Here is a 15,777-nt window from a genome sequence, read left to right as displayed (position 1 = left end):
GTCGTGCGGAAGGGTGGAAGGAAAGGTATACCCATGCGCGCACTGAGAGTGAAGCGTCTTTTCGCGGTGTCCGCCGCCGGTGTTCTGATGGCCGGTGGTGCCGCACTCGGAGCCGCGGGAACCGCCTCGGCGGCAGCCCCGACCCACCCCGTCAGCTATGTCGCCGGCGGTGGCTGGGACGGCGACGGCTACGGCTACGGCGGCCACCACGGCGGCTGGGACGACGACGACCACGGCGGCTACGGCCACGGCGGCTGGGACGACGACGACTGCTGAACCCATTCACTGAAAGGGATGATGTGCGGACCCGTCAGCGGGGCCGCACATCACGGTGTCATCCGCCGGAGAGTCATTCGCCGGAGAAGGGGCTGCTGTCGAGCCGGGCCAGCAGGTCCGCGGGATCGCCGTACACCGAACCGGCGCCGGCCTCTTCCAGGTCGTGGCGGGGGATACCGCCGCAGAGCAGGCCCACGCAGGTGACGCCGGCCCGGGTCCCCGCCTTCATGTCCCACACGCTGTCCCCGACGAAGACGGCGCCTTCCGCGGGCGCGTCCGCCAGCTCCAGCGCGTGGTGGACGGGGTCCGGGGCGGGCTTGCCTTCGGCCACGTCGTCCGCGCCGGCCGTCGCGGTGATGGCGTCGTCCGCCCCGATGGCCTTCCTCAGGGCGTCGAGTTCGCCGCTGCCGGCCGAGGTGACCAGCACGACGCGCCAGCCCCGGCGGCTGAGCGTGCGCAGCAGTTCATCGGCGCTCCGCAGCCGGGGCAGCCGCTCGAAAAACGTTCCGTAGAGGGTGTCGTGCGCGGTGCTCAGCGCCTCGTCCCGGTCCGTGTCGCGCTCGCTGCCCAGGAGGTGGGCCAGCAGGTCCTCGCCCGGCAGCCCCAGGGCGCGGTGGATGGAGTGCATGGGTACGTCGTGACCGGCCTGGTGCAACGCCTGCCACCAGGACGTGACGTGCAGGTGGTTGGTGTCGACGAGGGTTCCGTCGATGTCGAACAGCGCGGCCCGGTTCATACGCACCCTTCCCTGGCTTCCCCGGAGGGACATGTCCTTCCGTACAGCCTGCTGTCACCGTCGGTGGTGCGCATCCCCTGGCGGGCCCGGTTCAGCGGTCCACCAGAGGAACGGTCAGGGCCGAATCCCCGCGGCCCCACGCGTCCAGGAGGACGCGCCCCAGGCGGTCGTCCAGCAGCGTGGTGGCGTCCGCTCCGAAGGCGATGTCGTGTTCGAGGTGCGGTTCGTCCTCCAGAAGACCGGCGATGACCTCCCGGCGGACGAGCTGCTCGTGTACGGCGTCCGCCTCGACGTGTTCCGCGTAGAAGTGCTCGGCGGCCGGCCCGGCCCCCAGTCGGCGCATGGCCGCGGCCAGCCGGCGCGAGCCCGGCGAGGAGGTCACCTCGACGCAGGCGAAATGACCGACCAGTGCCCCGCGCAGCGCCCGGTGCAGGCCGAACAGGGACATGAGGTTCACCGTGGCCAGGGCCTCGGCGGGCGCCGCGTCGAGGTAATGGCCGTAGGCGGGGTCCAGATCCAGGTCCCGCATCAGGTCCGCGAAGAGCCGGGAGTGCATCCGTTCGGCGCGCCCGGCGCCGAACTCGTCGTACTCGATCGCGACCATGGCGGCCTTGGCGCGGCCGCGCAGCCGGGGGATCACCCAGGCGTGCGGGTCGGCCTCCTTGAGGTGGTACAGCGAACGCAGGGCCGCGTACTCGCGCATCTGCCACAGCTCGCCGTTGTGCTCCAGGTGCCCGGAGACGCTGCCGGTGTGGTCGACGGGCTCGACGAGCAGCTCGCCGAAGGCCTCGTCGACGGTGCGCTGCGATGGGGCGTCCGCCCGTACGGCGGCCAGGAAGCGGTCCTCCATCGCCCGCCGCAGCCGCAGCAGACCGGGGTCCCATTCGGACGTCTCGGCGACGCCCTCGAAGCTCCGGTAGTGGAGTTCGTACAGCACGTACAGGGCGAGCTGGAGGTCCTCCCCGTACGGGTCCCAGCGCGGGGCCGCCGAAGCGTCCGGCAGCGGTCCGCGGCCCTCGCGCAACGCGGCCACCACGGCCGAGGAGAGGTCACCCCGCCCGGCGGGCAGTAGCGGTTCCGCTTCCGTGGTCACGGGCGGGGAGGGGGAGGTCCGGGTCGTCGGCATGCCTATCGTCCCTCCTGACCTGCGCGCTCGCGTTCCTCGGCCGGTGTGCCGTGCCGTTCGGCCCGGATGATCACCAGCTCCTCGGTCTGCTGTCCCGGCTCCACCAGGCCCCGCGCCTCCAGCCAGTGCCTGCGGGAGCGCAGGACGGGGCCGAAGGGTATGCGGGCGCGCTCCACGATCTCGCCCCGCAGCCCGGCCTCGGCCAGGCGGGCCAAGGTGTCATCGGTGCCCGACAGGGCGGAGTGGACCAGCAGCGCGCCGTGGGGCTTCAGGAGGGCGGGAGCCGCGGCGCAGATCCCGTCGACGACGGCCCGTCCGTCGAGGCCCGCGTCCCAGGAGCGGGCCGCACCCCGTCGGGGCAGGTCGGCGTGCGGGGCGGGCACGTAGGGAGGGTTGCTGACGACGAGGTCGAAGTGCCGACCGTGCACGGCCTGCGGGGCCGTTCCCCGCCGCACCGCCACGGGCAGGCGCATCCGCCTGGCGTTGGCCCTGGCGCTGAGGACGGCTCGCCAGGAGACGTCCACCGCGGTGACACGGGCTCCGTGGCCGGCAGCGCACAGGGCCAGGGCGCCGGTCCCGGTTCCGATGTCGAGGACGTCCATCCCGGGAGAGACCTCCAGCCGCACGGTCCGTGCCAGCAGCATGGTGTCCTCCTGGGGCGGGTACACCCCGGGGAGCCGCCACAGCGGCCTGAAATCGGGGCGTGCTCCCCACAGGCCCGTCCCTGCCGTCCCTGCCGTCGCAGCCGTCTCAGCCGTCATGTGCGGTCCTCCATGGAGTCGGTACGCGGTCGACGCGTTCGAGGGCGCCGATCGCGCCGCTCTCCGGCCTGGCGCTCCGCGGCCTCGTCGGCCTCGCGGGCGGCCGGTGTCTCGATTCACCCTGCGGCTACCCCGGCCCCCCGCTCCCATGCCTGCGTCACTCGGGCCTCACGGATCACCGGCGGGCGGAGTGCGCCCCGGCTGAGCGGGCAGACGCTGGGCGCAGGCCCCGCCGCCCGGATGCGCGGGAAGCGGATCGCCCGGGCGGACCGCCGGGATCCGAGATAGAGGAGAGGGCACACCGATGGACCAGAACTCCGGAAACCAGCGCCCGCACGGCGGGGCGGCCGAGGAGACCGCCCGCCCGCACGGCAGGGCGGCCGAGGAGACCGCCGAGGAGATCAGGGAGCACGTGGAAGCCATGCGCACGGAGCTCGGGCGGACCGTCGAGGCGTTGGCCGCCAAGACCCACGTGAAGGCCCGGGCCAGGCGGCGGGCCGCCGCGGTCACCGAACGGGTGGGGGCGGTGGCGAGCGAGACCACCGCGCAGGTCCGCGAGAGGGGCGCCGAAGCCGGACAGCTGGTCCAGGACGCCGTCCCGGCGATGCTGCGGGCGAAGGCCGGTGACGCCGGTGCGGGCTCGCGGGACCACCGCGCTCTCCTCGTGGCGGCCACGGTCGCGGCGGGGCTCGTGGTCGTCCTGGTGGTGGTGCGACGGCGAAGGGGGCTGTGGTGAACGCGGGGCGGGACGGGGGCGACTGTACGACCTCCCCAGGCCCAGCCGCCCCCTGCACCACCCTGATCCCACGCTCGTCTGCCCGCCCGCCGCCGGCGTAAACGGGCGGCCCGGGCCAGGCCGCCGTCTGCCCCTCCCGCGTCTACTCCTCCGGCAGCGCGGAGGCGAGCTCGCCCGGGGACACCGCGGCCGCCGTGAGGACATCGCGCTCGCTCCGCTCGCTGCGCCCGTCGGGGAGCGCGTAGGACGCGTACGACTCGGCAGCGGCGTGCCGGGACGAACGCTGGGCGTCGAGGAGGCGTCGTGGCTGGCGCTGCCAGCCCGTGGTCGTCAGGGCGGTGCCGTGCCGTCGGCTGTGGTGGCGCAGGTCGCGCAGGAAGCGCAGGCCGGTCAGATCCATGAAGGTCACCTGGCTCATGTCGAGGACGAGGGCCGCGCGCTCGGGCAGGACCCGCAGGGCGAAGGCGAGTTCCCCCCGGGTGTCCACGTCGATCTCGCCGACGGGAGTGATCAGGACGGTGTTGCCGATGGGAATGACGGTGATCTCGAAGAAGGAGTCCATGCTGCTGGTTCCTTGAGGTGATCGGGCCGCTGCTACGCGCCGCGTCTACCCCCGACCGTCGGATCCAGCAGTCCCGGGCGACTTGTCGTGGGCGCGCGACGAATCACCGGATCAGCCGGTCCGAGTAGTTACGGTTTCTCCTTGTATGTCGTACATGGCGTATGCCGTACCTGGCAGATGTGTCGTCCATGCGCAGCTGTCGCGCATCGCACGATCGCACCGAGGAGACCGCGTGTACCGCAATCTGGTCATGGCCACGATCGGCTTCACGCTGACCTTCTGGGCCTGGGACCTGATCGCCCCGCTCGCCCCGGTCTACAAGGACCGGCTCGACCTGACGGACCTCCAGCAGTCCCTGCTGGTCGCGGTCCCCGTGCTCGTCGGATCGCTCGGGCGGGTCCCGGTAGGAGCCCTGACGGACCGTTACGGAGCCCGGCGGATGTTCCCCCTCGTCGCGGCCCTGACCATCGTCCCGGTCCTGCTGCTGATCCCCGCCGGAAATTCCTACCCCGCCCTGCTCGGCGCCGGCTTCCTGCTGGGCCTGGGCGGCACGACCTTCGCCATCGGCGTGCCGCTGGTCAACTCGTGGTTCCCGCCGGCCGAGCGGGGCATGGCCATCGGCGTGTTCGGCATGGGCACCGGCGGCGTCGCGCTCTCCGGCTACTTCACCCCGCGCATCGCCGCCCACGGCGAGAACCTGCCCTTCCTCGTCGTCGCCGCAGCCCTCGCCGTCTACGCCGTCCTGGCCGCGCTGCTGATCACCGACCGGCCGGACCGGCCCGTGGCCACGGCCCCGCTCGCCGCCCGCCTCGGCGACGCCGGGAGGCTGCGCACCACCTGGGAACTGGCGGCCCTGTACGCGGTGGGCTTCGGCGGGGTGGTCGCCTTCGGCGTGTACCTGCCGACGTATCTGAAGACCTGGTACGAGCTGTCACCCACCGACGCGGGCACCAGGGCGGCCGGGTTCGCGCTCGTCACCGTGATCTTCCGCCCCATCGGCGGCTGGCTCTCCGACCGGGTCCACCCCGCGCGGGTGACGGCCTGGGCGCTGGCGGTGGTCGCCGTGTTCGCCATCGTCCAGGCCTTCGACCCGCCGCTGGCCCCGCTGGGCACGGTCTGTTTCCTGACGATGGCGGCGGGCCTGGGCGCGGCGGGCGGCAGCGTCTTCGCGCTGGTCGCCCAGGTGACCCCGCAGCGCCAGGTCGGCACGGTGACGGGCATCGTGGGCGCGGTCGGCGGTCTGGGAGGGTTCGTTCCACCGCTGGTGATGGGCGCCATCTACAGCGCGAAGGGCACGTACTCGATCGGCTTCATGCTGCTCTCGGACCTCGCCCTGGCGGGCTGCGTGTACGCCTACGGCCGCATGCGCACGCTCAGCCGCCCGGCCGAGCCCGCCTAAGGGCTGTCCCGTAATCCCCGGCGGGCGCACGACGACAGCTACGGCACCTCGCCGCGTTGTCGGAGCGCCCGGATACGCCCAGTATGAGGACGCTCCTCCGCCTTGCGATGCACCGCATCTGACGCCGCGCGCTGATCCACCGGGGATTACGGGACAGCCCTTAGGGTCGTCGATCCGCCGGGCCGTCCGACTCCCTTGCCGGCCGCCTCCGTTGGGCATGCCGCGCGAGGGCGCCCCGCCGATCGTCGAAGATCATCCAAGGTGCAGAATGACCTGTATGACCATGACGAATACGCCTAAGACGGCAACGATCGACGACGCCCACCTGGTCAGCCGCACCCTGGCCGGCGCCTTCGGCGACGACCCGATGATGCGCTGGTTCTTCCCCGACGACGCCTCCCGCGGGGCAGGGCTGGGCCGCTACTTCACCACGCTCTTCACCCGGCAGTACGTCCATCACGGCGTGTGCGAGCGCACCGACGCGGCGGCCGCCTTCTGGGTGGCGCCGGAGGGGCAGGCGAAGGCCGTTCCCGACGCGGAGACCATCCAGGAGCTCCAGGACATCCTCGGTGACCGGGCCCTGTTGTTCCGCGATGCCGTCGAGGCGGCGGCCGAGCACACGCCCAAGGATCCGCACTGGTACCTGGCGGTCATCGGCGCCGACCCCGCCGCCCGGGGCCAGGGGCACGGGGCGGCCCTGCTCCGGTCGGGGCTGGCCCAGGCCGACGCGGCGGGCCTGCCGGTCTGTCTGGAGTCCTCCAAGCCGTCCAACCTCCCCTTCTACGAGCACTTCGGCTTCACCGTGCGCGAGGAGCTGCGACTGCCGGGCGGCGGCCCGGTGCTGTGGGCCATGCGGCGCGAGCCCCGCCCCCCGGCCGGCGTCTGAGACCGTCCGGCGGGCCGTCGGCGCAGCCGCTCTCGATCCGCAGCCGCATGGAATTTCCGCGACCTCGTGAGGGCCCTCGAAGGAGGCCGCGGTGCCTCCCAGGCGGATCCGGGGATCACCGGCCGGCAGCTGTACGCCCACGGGGAACGGCTGGCGGCCGGGGCGGGCTGGAGCCTGGGCGGCTGGCACGCGGGGCACCTGGCGGGGGAGTTCCCGCACGAGCTGATCGACGGCGCCACGGCGGAGTCGTACATCACCCCGGAGAACGACACCCCGCTGCGCCGCGCCGAACGTGCTGGCGCTGCCACTGGATCCTGGAGATCCACCTGGTGAACGAGCGGGGCGGCTTCGGCGGTTTCCACGAACAGCTCCTCGACCTGACCTGACCCGGCCTGACCGGATCCGCCGAGGGTCGCCGCCGGTCAGGGCCGCCGCCGGTCAGGGCCGCCGCCGGTCAGGGGCGGCGCTCGGGCGGGGGCTCGATCAGGGCCAGCCAGGCGGTGAGCAGCGTCTCCAGCTGCCGGGCCTCTTCCGGTGCGAGGCCGGCCAGCAGGGTCCGTTCGTTGTGCATGTGCTCCGCGAAGGCGCGGTCGATCAGGTCCCGTCCCGCCGGGGTGAGGGCCACCACGCGTCCGCGGCCGTCGGTGGCCGAGCGCCGACGGGCGACCAGGCCGTCGCGCTCGAGCCGGTCGATCCGCTTGGTCATGGCGCCGGTCGTCACCATGGTGTGCACCGCCAGCTCGCCGGGCGCGCGTTCGTACGGCTCGCCCGCCCGCCGCAGCGCGGCCAGCACGTCGAACTCACCCTCGCTCAGCCCGAACCGGCGGTACACGAGGCAGAGGCGTTCCGTCAGCAGCAGGCCGAGCCGGTGCAGCCGTCCGATCACCCCTTGGGGGCTCACATCGAGATCCGGTCGCTCACGGGCCCATTCGGCCTGGATGCGTGCGACGTGGTCCAAGGGCTCCTCATTCACACCAGAAGGATACCTTCCATGGAAGCTATAGTAGCTTCCATGGAAGGTACTCTTCGGTGGTCGCTGGTCACGGCAGTCGCACCCGTGGCGTGGGGCACGAACTACTTCGTCACCCGGGAGTTCCTGCCCGGGGGCCACCCCCTCTACGGCGCGGCGATCCGCGCCCTGCCCGCGGGGCTGCTGCTCCTGGCGGTGAGCCGCAAGGGGCCGCACGGCGCCTGGTGGTGGAAGTCGCTGCTGCTCGGAATCCTCAACACGGGCGGGTTCTTCGCCCTCGTCTACGTCGCCGCCCAGCGGCTGCCGACGAGCGTGGCCTCGACCGTCATGGCCACCGCGCCCCTGGCCATGATGCTGATCGCGTGGCCTCTGGTGGCCGAGCGGCCCCGGGCGAGGCACCTGGCCGGCGCCGGGGTCGGAGTGGGCGGGGTCTGCCTCATGCTGTTCACGGCGGCCGGGCCGGTGGACGTGCTCGGCGTACTCGCCTCAGCCGGGGCGATGGCGATGTCCTCCCTCGGCTACGTGCTCGCCAAGCGGTGGAGCGCCGAGGCGGACGTGCTCGCCTCGACCTCGTGGCAGCTCATCGGCGGGGGCCTGCTCCTGCTCCCGCTGGCCGCCGCGGTGGAGGGGAGCCCGCCCGCCCTCGACGCCGGCGCGCTGCTCGGATTCGGGTACGTCGTCGTCGTGGCGACGGCGCTGGCCTTCGCGGCCTGGTTCGCGGGACTGCGCCGGCTGCCCGCCGCCACGGTCGGACTCCTCGGCCTGCTCAACCCCGTCACCGGGGTGCTGCTCGGCACGGCCGTGGCGGGCGAGGCCCTCACACCGCAGCAGCTGTGCGGTCTGCTGCTGGCCCTGACCGGGATCCTCCTCGGACGGCCCGGCGGCCGAACCCCGGCCGCCCCGCCCGTCGGCGGTGCGCCGACGGGCGGGGCGGTGTCCGGCCCGGTGCCCGGCTCGGTGTCCGGTCGGGACCTCAGGGGCGCGGTGACAGTTCGGCCATGGCGCTCCAGCCCTGACCGGGGACCTCGACGTGGATGATCTCCGGGGTCGAGGCGATGGCGCCGGCCAGCGTCTCCATGCCTGCCTTGAAGTGCTCCGAGGCGACGTGCGCGGCGCCCGCCTCGGCGTCGGCGAAGGCCTCCAGCAGCGTGTACTTGTTCGGGTCGTCGACGCTGCGCGACCAGTCGTAGAAGAGGTTGCCCGGCTCGCTGCGGGTGGCACGGGTGAAGTCGTCGACGAGCGTGAGCCAGTTGTCGCTGTGCTCCGGACGGACGTCGAACCTGACGGCTATGAAGATCATGCCCCCAGCCTGGCACCGGGCCCCCGACGCCGCACGCCGGGCGTGCCCGGATTCCGGCAGGGCCGGAAACGGCGGTGCGCCCGCCCCCGCGGCGCGGCGACCGCCCGCGTCAGAGCGCTCCCGCCGCCGCCCGGGAAAGCGCGGCACGGATCTCCTCGGGGCGCCGCCGGAACTCCTCGGTCGGCAGCGACACCGACAGGGCGTGCACCTCGCCCTCGCGCGGCCGCGCCTGGGGCAGCGGCACGGCCACGCAGGTGTACGCGGGGTCGGCCTCTCCGACGGAGACCGCGAAACCCTGCCCGCGCACCCGCGCCAGCTCCGCCTCCAGCCGGTCGGCGCTGGTGATGGTGGCGGCGGTCAGGCGCGCCATGCCGTGCTCCGAGAGATAGCGCCGGCGCAGCGGCCGCGGGAGCTCGGCGAGCAGCGCCTTTCCGTGCGCGGTGGCGTGCGCGCGGGTCTCCCGCCCCGGGGCGAAGGGGTTGCCGGTGTCGGTGAGGGGGGTCGTCGTGTCGACCACCGTGATCTGCCCGCCCTGGTACGCGGTGTAGTACGCCTCGGCTCCGGTCGCGCGGCGCAGCCGGGGCAGCAGGCCGCGGATGTCCGGTTCGGGCTCCAGCTGCCGGAGGTAGCTGCGGTGCAGCCGGGGGACGAGGGGCCCCAGCGCGTATCCCCGTGCGGTGCGCACGAGGTGGCCGCGCGCGGTGAGCGGGGCGAGGAGGTGGTAGACGGTGGACAGCGAGCACCCCGTCCGGCGGGCCAGCGCCTTCGCGCTGACGGGCCCGGACGCCTCGGCCACGGCGTCGAGGAGGGCCAGCGCCCGGTCGACGGACTGCGGACCGGTGTGCGGCATGTGGGTTCCCCGGGACTGGCGGCGTACGAGACCTACCGAGCCTACGGCAGCGTCCGGCGGCGTTGCGGCTGCCGGTTGCGCGGAGTGGAGAGAGGATGGACCCACCCGGCGTGCGAGCGGGGAAGGGAGCGGCACAACCACTGACCTCCGGGCGTGGTGGGAAGGAGCGGCCGGGCATGAGCAGCTCTGATGCCGTTCCCGCCGGTTCCGGCACGCCCGGGACCGATCCCGCCGGTTCCGGTGCTCCCGGCCCCGACGCCGCCGGCGCGTGTGCTCCCGGCCCCGACGCCGCCGGTACGTGTGCTCCCGGCCCCGACGTCGCCGGTGGGGGCCCGCCCGCGCCCGATCCGTCCGCCGAACCGGGCGGGCTGCTGGACGTCCTGGGCGTCGCCGCGGTGCTGCTGGACGACCGCGGACGGATCGTCCTGTGGAGCCCGCAGGCCGAGGAGCTGTTCGGCTACAGCGTCCAGGAGGCCCTCGGCCGCTCCGCCGTGCACCTGCTGGTCCTGGAGGACCAGCGGGACCACGTCGCGTCCCTCTTCGCCGACGTGATGGCGGGCGCGGGCTCCTGGGCAGGGGTCTTCCCGGTCCGCCACAAGGACGGCATCACCCGGCTGGCGGAATTCCGCAACATGCGTCTGGAGGACGACCAGGGCCGGCTCTACGCCCTGGGGATCGCTTCCGACCTGGCCACGCTACGGCGCGTGGAACGCGACCTGGCGCTGTCCCTGGGGCTGGTCGACCAGTCCCCGATCGGCCTCGCGGTCATGGACACGGACCTGCGCTACGTCCTGGTCAACCCCGCGCTCGCGCGCATCAACGAGCTCCCCGCCGCAGAGCACCTCGGCCGCCACCTCCACGAGACCCTGCACTTCCCGGACACCGAGGCCATCGAGTCGGCCATGCGCGAGGTCCTGGCCGACGGCCTGCCGCAGCTGAACCGGATCGTCACCGGCCACACCCCGGCCGACCCCGAAGAGGACCGCGCCTGGTCGGTTTCGCTCTACCGGCTGGACGACTCGGTGGGACGCCCGATCGGAGTCGCCGCCTCCGTCGTGGACGTCACCGAGCAGCACCGAACGGCCAGGGCCGTCGCCCAGGCCCGGCAACGGCTCGCACTGATCGCCGACGCCTCCGTACGCATCGGAACCACCCTCGACCTCGACGTGACGGCCCGCGAGCTGGGCGAGATCGCCGTCCCGGAACTCGCCGACCTGGCCACCGTCGACATCATCGACCGCATCCTCAAGAGCGACCACCCGTCCGAAGGCGGCCCGAGCGGCGAGACCGTGCAGTTCCGCGCCCTCGCCGTCACCGCCGCCCACCCCACCCCGGCCACCCTGGCGGCCGACCCCGTGGGCGAACTCGCCCGGTACGACGCCACCCGCCTGGTCACGCAGTGCGTGCGCACCGGCCGGGCCATCCTCGTCCCCCACGTCACCGCGCGGGACCTGGAGGGGATCGCCCGGAACTCCGAGGCGGCCGCCCTGCTGACCGAGGCCGGCTTCCACTCCTACCTGGCGGTGCCCCTGACCGCCCGGGGCGAGGTCATCGGCGTCCTGGGCCTCCAGCGGACGAGCAATCCGATGCCGTTCGACCACGACGACGTGCTGCTCGCCGCCGAACTGGCCGCGCGAGCCGCCGTATGCATCGACAACGCGCGCTGGTACCAGCGCCAACGCCATGCCGCCCTCACCCTCCAGCGGCATCTGCTGCCCCAGGAACCGGCCCGGACCCCCGGCCTGGAGATCGCGTACCGCTACCAGCCCGCCGCGGCCGTGGGCGAGGTGGGCGGCGACTGGTTCGACGTCATCCCGCTGCCCGACGACAAGACCGCCCTCGTGGTCGGGGACGTCATGGGCAGCGGCATCAACGCCGCCGCGACCATGGGCCAACTGCGCACCGCGGCCCGGACGCTGGCCGAGCTCGACCTCGACCCGGCAGCGGTGCTGACCCGGCTCGACCACACCACCACAGGCCTCGGCCACACCATGGCCACCTGCGTCTTCGCCGTCTACGACCCCCGCCGCAACAGCTGCCGCATCGCCACCGCGGGCCACCTGCCACCCGTACTCAGCCGCCCCGGCCGCGCCCCCGAACTGCTCGACCTGCCCACCGGAGCACCCCTGGGAGTCGGCGGGGTCCCCTTCGAGGCGACCGCCTTCACCCTGGGCGCGGGCGACGAACTGGTCTTCTACACCGACGGCCTGGTCGAAACCCGGGACGAGGACATCGACGTACGCCTCCAGGTGCTCACCGACCTGCTCACCCATCCGGGCCGCCCCCTGGAGGAGACCTGCGACCTGCTCCTCGGCGCCCTGCGCCACCCGGACGACCGCGACGACGTGGCCCTGCTCATCGCCCGCACCCGCCCCCGCTGAACCCGCACCGCTTGAGCCGGTCCGAAGCGGGCAGACGGAGGGCGGAGGAACGGCAAGGACCCGGAACCGAGCGAAGGAGTTGTTTCCATGAGCGGCAACGTGTGGGGCTACCGCGAGACGTCGGGCCGGCTGCTGGGGGCCGATCTCACCGGCTACAAGGTCGAGGCGACCGACGGCCACATCGGCAAGGTCGACGAGCACTCCGACGAGGTCGACTCCTCGTACATCGTGGTCGACACCGGCCCGTGGATCTTCGGCAAGGAGGTCCTCCTCCCCGCCGGCACCGTCTCGCGCATCGACGAGGAGGAGCGGAAGATCTACGTGGACCGGACCAAGGACCAGATCAAGGCCGCACCCGAGTTCGTGAGCGAGAAGCACCTGCGGGACGCCGAGTACCACCGCGAGGTCGAGGGGTACTACGGCCGTCCGTTCGACATCCCGGACCACCGGGCCTGAGGCCGAGGACCCCGCCCGGACACCCGAGGAGACCCCATGACAGACGGCGCCGCAACCGACGCGCAGGAGCGGGGCGACGGCCGCAGCGAGAGCCCCGAGGAACGGGCCGACCGGCAGTGGGAAGAGCTGGTGCAGGAGATCCGCGTGGCCCAGACGGGCGTGCAGATCCTCTTCGGCTTCCTCCTGACGGTGGTCTTCACTCCCCACTTCCAGGGCCTCCGGTCGACGGACAAGACGATCTACCTCGTCACCGTCGTCCTCGGCTCACTCGCGACCGGCGCCCTCATAGCCCCGGTGTCCTTCCACCGCATCGTCTCCGGCCGCCGGATGAAGCTCCAGTCCGTGGCCTGGGCGTCCCGGCTGACCTTCCTGGGCATCGTGCTGCTGCTGGCCACCCTCGTGTCCGCGCTGTTCCTGATCGTCCGCGTGGCCACGCACAACGCGCTGGCGCCCTGGCTGGTGTCCGGGGTGCTGGTGTGGTTCCTGCTGTGCTGGTTCGTCCTGCCCCTGTGGGCACGTGCCCGGTACGCGGAGGACGACGAGGACTGAGGCCGCGGACCCGGCTCAGTCGCGGCGGCGGGCCACTACCGGGAACGTGGGGTCCTGGTGGCCGCCCGAGGCCAGCATCCGCACCTCGCCGTGGTCGCTGATCTCCGCCCGGACGATCCCGGTCTCGTCGGCGTACACGGGATGACCCCCCGGTCCCGCCTGCGAGGTACGTGAGACGAGCACCGTGTCCTCCTTCTCCACCCCGTCCTCCTCGCTCCGGAACACCAGCTCGTACCGGTCCTCTTCCACAGCACCTCCCGATCCGGGCCGCGGTCGGCCGCCCTTCCATGGGACCGCCTGATGTCCGGCGCGTCCATTTCAGCGCGGCGATTGGCCGAGGGACACCGCGCTCGGCCCCGGGTACGCAAACAGCCCCGGACCGGGGGTCCGGGGCTCTTCGCACGGGTGCCGGGCGGCGCGGGCGGGGTCCCGCCCGGCCGGCTAGGCGTCCTTCTGGTCCTGCTGCGCCTGCTTCTGCGCGTTCTTCTCCTTGATGCGCACGGCCTCCTTGCGGACCTCGGCCTGGGTCGCGCGCTCCTTCTGCAGCCACTCGGGGTCTTCGCTCTTCAGCGCTTCGATCTGCTCCGTGGTGAGGGCCTCGGTGACCCCGCCACGTGCCAGACCGGCGATGGAGACGCCGAGCTTCGCCGCGACCACCGGCCGGGGGTGCGGGCCGTTGCGGCGCAGCTCCTGGAGCCACTGGGGCGGATCGGCCTGGAGCGCACCCAGCTCGCTGCGCGAAACGACACCCTCCTGGAACTCGGCGGGGGTGGCTTCGAGGTACACACCCAGCTTCTTCGCCGCGGTCGCGGGCTTCATGGTCTGGGCGGTCTTGTGCGACGTCATGGAGTCAAGAGTATCGAGCGTGTGCGCTACCTCTGACCACGGCCGGTAACCTGGCCGGGTGACAGGCTCGGAAGTACATCCTTCGTTCCGGCTCGCCTATGTTCCGGGGGTGACGCCCACCAAGTGGGTGCGGATCTGGAACGAACGGCTGCCCGGCATCCCGCTGACCCTCGTCCCGGTGTCCCCCGCCGAGGCCCCCGACGTGCTGCGCGCCGGTGACGCCGATGCGGGCTTCGTCCGGCTGCCGATCGACAGGACGGACCTCAGCGCGATCCCGCTCTACACCGAGACGACCGTCGTGGTGATCCCCAAGGACCACCTGGTGGCGGCCGTAGAAGAGGTCAGCACCGAGGACCTGGCCGAGGAGATCGTGCTGCACCCCCTCGACGACACCCTCGACTGGGAGAGCCTGCCGGGCCGGCCCGCGCTGGAGCGTCCCGCCACGACGGCGGACGCCATCGAGCTGGTGGCGGCGGGCATCGGCGTGCTCGTCGTCCCGCAGTCGCTGGCCCGGCTGCACCACCGCAAGGACCTCACCTACCGGACCGTCACGGGTGCCCCGGAGTCGCGCGTCGCGCTGTCCTGGCCGGAGGAGGAGACCACCGACCTGGTCGAGGAGTTCATCGGGATCGTCCGCGGGCGGACCGTGAACAGCTCCCGCGGCCGCTCCCTGGCCGCGCCCGCGCCCGCCCCGGCGCAGCCGAAGGGCAAGCGCCCCGCGGCCGGCGCCTCGGGCCGCAAGCCCGTAGGCGGCAAGACGGCCGGCAAGAACCCGCGCGGTGGCGCCGGCGGTGCGAAGGGCGCCAAGGGCGGCAAGAACCCGAATGCCGGCAAGGGCGGCGCCAAGCGCGGCAAGCCCCGCGGCCGCTAGGTCCTGCCCGCCGTTCCGAGAGTGGTCTGACGTGCTCGTTGCCCGCTCGGTCGCGTTGTTCCTCGCGGCCGCCCTGTTCGAGATCGGCGGCGCCTGGCTGGTGTGGCAGGGCGTCCGGGAACACCGGGGCTGGGCCTGGATCGGTGCGGGCGTGATCGCGCTCGGGATCTACGGCTTCGTCGCGACCCTCCAGGACGACGCGAACTTCGGCCGGATCCTCGCCGCCTACGGCGGGGTCTTCGTCGCCGGGTCGCTGGCCTGGGGCATGGTGCTGGACGGGTACCGCCCGGACCGGGCGGACGTCATCGGCGCCTGCCTCTGCCTCGCCGGCGTCGGCGTGATCATGTACGCGCCCCGGGGCTGACACCGGGCCGGTCGCCTCCGACCGCCCGCCGCACGAATGAATCGAGCAGGTGTTCGGTTCCGGGAGTAGGCTGGCGTCATGCACGCGCTCCAGGGCTCCCTCTTCGACCAGACCGACGACATCGGCCTCGGCCCGCTCGCCGGCCTGCGGCGCACCGTGCTCGGAGCCGGGGCCTGGGTCGACCACCTGCCCGGCTGGCTGACCGGGGCCGACGCGCTGTTCGAACGGCTCGCCGCCGACGTGCCCTGGCGCGCCGAGCGCAGGCAGATGTACGAGCGCGAGGTGGAGGTGCCACGGCTGCTCGCCTTCTACGGGGAGGGCGAAGCGCTGCCCCACCCCGTGCTCATCGACGCCCGCGAGGCGCTGACCGGGCACTACGCCCCCGAGCTCGGTGAACCCTTCGTCACCGCCGGCCTGTGCCTCTACCGCACCGGACGCGACAGCGTCGCCTGGCACGGCGACCGCACCGGCCGCTCCGCCACCCAGGACACCCTGGTCGCGATCCTCTCCGTGGGCGACCCGCGCGACCTCGTGCTGCGCCCGAGGGACGGCGGCCCGACCCTGCTGCGGCTGCCGCTCGGCCACGGCGACCTCGTGGTGATGGGCGGCTCGTGCCAGCGGACGATGGAACACGCGGTGCCCAAGTCGGCCCGCGCCGTCGGCCCCCGCATCAGCGTCCAGTTCCGCACCCGCGGCGTCATGTGACGT

At 73.1% G+C, this 15,777-nt stretch carries 20 protein-coding genes and 1 pseudogene; 12 read left to right on the top strand and 9 right to left on the bottom strand.

Translation table 11 applies throughout. From position 1 onward, the window contains the following. Positions 1-33 precede the first annotated feature (33 nt). On the top strand, positions 34-276 hold the full coding sequence (locus ACZ4TG_RS03385) for a hypothetical protein (RefSeq protein WP_468159619.1): 243 nt from the start codon (positions 34-36) through the stop codon (positions 274-276). A 73-nt stretch (positions 277-349) separates the two neighbouring features. Here the strand turns inward: ACZ4TG_RS03385 and ACZ4TG_RS03380 are convergent, their stop codons facing one another. The 3 genes from ACZ4TG_RS03380 to ACZ4TG_RS03370 form a co-directional block, all read right to left on the bottom strand. Further along, positions 350-1,012, bottom strand: a complete 663-nt coding sequence (locus ACZ4TG_RS03380) for an HAD family hydrolase (RefSeq protein WP_468159618.1) — start codon at positions 1,010-1,012, stop codon at positions 350-352. A gap of 91 nt (positions 1,013-1,103) precedes the next feature. Continuing rightward, entirely contained in the window at positions 1,104-2,138 is a 1,035-nt protein-coding gene (locus ACZ4TG_RS03375; protein ID WP_468159617.1) for an iron-containing redox enzyme family protein, read from the bottom strand. A gap of 2 nt (positions 2,139-2,140) precedes the next feature. Beyond that, positions 2,141-2,899 (bottom strand): HemK2/MTQ2 family protein methyltransferase, encoded by a 759-nt coding sequence (locus ACZ4TG_RS03370; protein WP_468159616.1) that lies wholly within the window; start codon positions 2,897-2,899, stop codon positions 2,141-2,143. A 304-nt stretch (positions 2,900-3,203) separates the two neighbouring features. On the opposite strand from ACZ4TG_RS03370, the gene ACZ4TG_RS03365 reads away from it, so the two are divergent. Further along, positions 3,204-3,635 carry a DUF3618 domain-containing protein gene (locus ACZ4TG_RS03365; protein ID WP_468159615.1) on the top strand — a complete coding sequence of 144 codons (432 nt, stop codon included), beginning with the start codon at positions 3,204-3,206 and terminating at the stop codon, positions 3,633-3,635. A gap of 142 nt (positions 3,636-3,777) precedes the next feature. Here the strand turns inward: ACZ4TG_RS03365 and ACZ4TG_RS03360 are convergent, their stop codons facing one another. Continuing rightward, positions 3,778-4,197, bottom strand: coding sequence for an STAS domain-containing protein (locus tag ACZ4TG_RS03360; protein ID WP_468159614.1), 420 nt, complete (start codon positions 4,195-4,197; stop codon positions 3,778-3,780). 250 nt (positions 4,198-4,447) lie between these two features. Between ACZ4TG_RS03360 and ACZ4TG_RS03355 the strand changes: the two genes are divergently transcribed. The 3 genes and pseudogenes from ACZ4TG_RS03355 to ACZ4TG_RS03345 form a co-directional block, all read left to right on the top strand. After that, positions 4,448-5,596, top strand: coding sequence for an MFS transporter (locus tag ACZ4TG_RS03355; RefSeq protein WP_468159784.1), 1,149 nt, complete (start codon positions 4,448-4,450; stop codon positions 5,594-5,596). Positions 5,597-5,864: 268 nt separating this feature from the next. Then, on the top strand, positions 5,865-6,482 hold the full coding sequence (locus ACZ4TG_RS03350; RefSeq protein ID WP_468159613.1) for a GNAT family N-acetyltransferase: 618 nt from the start codon (positions 5,865-5,867) through the stop codon (positions 6,480-6,482). Positions 6,483-6,587: 105 nt separating this feature from the next. Continuing rightward, positions 6,588-6,868 (top strand): annotated as a pseudogene (locus ACZ4TG_RS03345) (M24 family metallopeptidase); the annotation flags it as partial. 68 nt (positions 6,869-6,936) lie between these two features. Here the strand turns inward: ACZ4TG_RS03345 and ACZ4TG_RS03340 are convergent. Beyond that, on the bottom strand, positions 6,937-7,455 hold the full coding sequence (locus tag ACZ4TG_RS03340) for a MarR family winged helix-turn-helix transcriptional regulator (RefSeq protein WP_468159612.1): 519 nt from the start codon (positions 7,453-7,455) through the stop codon (positions 6,937-6,939). A 39-nt stretch (positions 7,456-7,494) separates the two neighbouring features. Between ACZ4TG_RS03340 and ACZ4TG_RS03335 the strand changes: the two genes are divergently transcribed. Beyond that, positions 7,495-8,490: a DMT family transporter gene (locus ACZ4TG_RS03335; protein WP_468159611.1), complete on the top strand. Its 996-nt coding sequence runs from the start codon at positions 7,495-7,497 to the stop codon at positions 8,488-8,490. On the opposite strand, the gene ACZ4TG_RS03330 is transcribed toward ACZ4TG_RS03335, so the two are convergent. Beyond that, positions 8,426-8,752 carry a putative quinol monooxygenase gene (locus tag ACZ4TG_RS03330; RefSeq protein ID WP_468159610.1) on the bottom strand — a complete coding sequence of 109 codons (327 nt, stop codon included), beginning with the start codon at positions 8,750-8,752 and terminating at the stop codon, positions 8,426-8,428. The two genes, ACZ4TG_RS03335 and ACZ4TG_RS03330, sit on opposite strands and share 65 nt — an antisense overlap. Positions 8,753-8,861: 109 nt before the next feature. Further along, a complete protein-coding gene (locus ACZ4TG_RS03325; RefSeq protein WP_468159609.1) occupies positions 8,862-9,602 on the bottom strand; it encodes an IclR family transcriptional regulator in 741 nt (246 codons plus the stop codon). Positions 9,603-9,778: 176 nt separating this feature from the next. On the opposite strand from ACZ4TG_RS03325, the gene ACZ4TG_RS03320 reads away from it, so the two are divergent. From ACZ4TG_RS03320 to ACZ4TG_RS03310, 3 genes are all read left to right on the top strand, one after another. Beyond that, complete coding sequence (locus ACZ4TG_RS03320; RefSeq protein WP_468159608.1) at positions 9,779-11,983, top strand: SpoIIE family protein phosphatase; 2,205 nt, start codon at positions 9,779-9,781, stop codon at positions 11,981-11,983. Between the two features lie 87 nt (positions 11,984-12,070). Continuing rightward, positions 12,071-12,439: a PRC-barrel domain-containing protein gene (locus tag ACZ4TG_RS03315; RefSeq protein WP_468159607.1), complete on the top strand. Its 369-nt coding sequence runs from the start codon at positions 12,071-12,073 to the stop codon at positions 12,437-12,439. 36 nt (positions 12,440-12,475) lie between these two features. After that, positions 12,476-12,988 carry a DUF6328 family protein gene (locus ACZ4TG_RS03310; RefSeq protein WP_468159606.1) on the top strand — a complete coding sequence of 171 codons (513 nt, stop codon included), beginning with the start codon at positions 12,476-12,478 and terminating at the stop codon, positions 12,986-12,988. Between the two features lie 15 nt (positions 12,989-13,003). Here ACZ4TG_RS03310 and ACZ4TG_RS03305 read toward each other — a convergent pair whose 3' ends face one another. Both ACZ4TG_RS03305 and ACZ4TG_RS03300 read right to left on the bottom strand, forming a co-directional pair. After that, entirely contained in the window at positions 13,004-13,237 is a 234-nt protein-coding gene (locus ACZ4TG_RS03305; RefSeq protein ID WP_468159605.1) for a DUF6296 family protein, read from the bottom strand. A gap of 192 nt (positions 13,238-13,429) precedes the next feature. Continuing rightward, the gene (locus tag ACZ4TG_RS03300) at positions 13,430-13,834 is read right to left on the bottom strand and encodes a DUF5997 family protein (protein WP_468159604.1); all 405 of its coding nucleotides are present in this window, start codon (positions 13,832-13,834) and stop codon (positions 13,430-13,432) included. A gap of 58 nt (positions 13,835-13,892) precedes the next feature. Between ACZ4TG_RS03300 and ACZ4TG_RS03295 the strand changes: the two genes are divergently transcribed. The 3 genes from ACZ4TG_RS03295 to ACZ4TG_RS03285 all read left to right on the top strand — a co-directional run bounded on the left by ACZ4TG_RS03295 (position 13,893) and on the right by ACZ4TG_RS03285 (position 15,774). Then, positions 13,893-14,705, top strand: coding sequence for a LysR family substrate-binding domain-containing protein (locus ACZ4TG_RS03295; RefSeq protein ID WP_468159603.1), 813 nt, complete (start codon positions 13,893-13,895; stop codon positions 14,703-14,705). Positions 14,706-14,736: 31 nt separating this feature from the next. Continuing rightward, complete coding sequence (locus ACZ4TG_RS03290; protein WP_468159602.1) at positions 14,737-15,069, top strand: YnfA family protein; 333 nt, start codon at positions 14,737-14,739, stop codon at positions 15,067-15,069. 78 nt (positions 15,070-15,147) lie between these two features. Continuing rightward, a complete protein-coding gene (locus ACZ4TG_RS03285) occupies positions 15,148-15,774 on the top strand; it encodes an alpha-ketoglutarate-dependent dioxygenase AlkB (RefSeq protein ID WP_468159601.1) in 627 nt (208 codons plus the stop codon). The last annotated feature ends 3 nt before the right edge of the window (positions 15,775-15,777 follow it).

This window comes from Streptomyces sp. NPDC028314, assembly GCF_055565795.1.
This window is presented reverse-complemented; position numbering and strand designations above follow the sequence as displayed.